The organism is Metabacillus rhizolycopersici (assembly GCF_020075705.1).
In genome coordinates this window covers 1-680 of the sequence record NZ_JAIQUM010000246.1, presented here as the reverse complement: position 1 = coordinate 680, position 680 = coordinate 1, and the positions used below count along the sequence as shown (strand labels likewise).

Annotated in this window: 1 protein-coding gene; it reads left to right on the top strand. The window is 37.2% G+C overall.

Features of this window, described 5'->3' with window-relative positions:
* On the top strand, nt 1–680 hold a 680-nt coding region (locus K9V48_RS28325), incomplete at both ends, for an NAD(P)-binding domain-containing protein (RefSeq protein ID WP_263432986.1).

Below are 680 nucleotides of genomic sequence, written 5' to 3'. Positions count from 1 at the left end.
AAAGAATTAGAATCAACAGGCATTCACTTCATCGGTACTGGTGTTTCAGGTGGAGAAGAAGGAGCTCTTAAAGGACCTTCTATTATGCCAGGTGGACAAAAAGAAGCGTATGAACTAGTGGCGCCAATTTTAACGGCGATTTCAGCAAAAGTAGAAGACGATGCTTGTGTAACATATATTGGACCAAACGGTGCTGGTCATTATGTGAAAATGGTACATAACGGAATTGAATATGGTGATATGCAATTAATTTGTGAAGCTTATTTCATTCTTAAAAATGTTCTTGGTTTAAGTGCACAAGAATTCCATGAAGTATTCTCAGAGTGGAACAAAGGTGAGCTAGATAGCTACTTAATCGAGATTACAGCTGACATCTTTACAAAAGTTGATGAAGAAACAGGTAAACCACTTGTAGACTTAATTCTTGACACAGCTGGACAAAAAGGAACTGGTAAATGGACAAGCCAAAACGCGTTAGATTTAGGTGTTCCACTACCGATCATTACAGAATCTGTATTTGCACGTTTTATCTCAGCAATGAAAGATGAGCGTGTACAAGCAAGCAAATTGTTAAAAGGTCCTGAAGTAGAAAGCTTCAAAGGCAATAAAGAAGAGTTAATTGAAGCTGTACGTAAAGCTTTATACTTAAGTAAAATTGTTTCATACGCTCAAGGATTTGC